We start from the raw sequence: 319 nt of genomic DNA, 5'->3' as shown, positions 1-319 counted from the left end.
ATTCGGGCGCATCGTCCTGCGCGCCAATCCGGATGGCTCCTGCGTCTGCCTGGCCGACGTTGCGCGCCTGGAAGTCGGCCGCCAGGGCTATGACTTCGAAACGCGCCTGAACGGCAAGAAGGCGGTCGGCGCGGCGGTGCAGCTTGCGCCGGGCGCCAACGCCACCGACACCGTCAAGGCCGTGAATGCCCGCCTGAAGGAACTGTCGGCTTCGTACCCCGAAGACATTGCGTACTCGGTGCCGTTCGACACCTCCAAGTTCGTCAGCGTGGCCATCACAAAGGTAGTGCACACGCTGCTGGAAGCCATGGTGCTGGTC

General features: G+C 65.2%; 1 protein-coding gene. It reads left to right on the top strand.

Going from position 1 to position 319, the window contains the following annotated elements; all coding sequences use genetic code 11:
• The coding region (locus tag KVT32_RS29420) for an efflux RND transporter permease subunit (protein ID WP_217619355.1) at window positions 1-319 on the top strand (319 nt) is incomplete at both ends.

It is taken from the genome of Achromobacter sp. GbtcB20, assembly GCF_019091095.1.
Classification (GTDB): domain Bacteria; phylum Pseudomonadota; class Gammaproteobacteria; order Burkholderiales; family Burkholderiaceae_B; genus Achromobacter; species Achromobacter mucicolens.
This window is presented reverse-complemented; position numbering and strand designations above follow the sequence as displayed.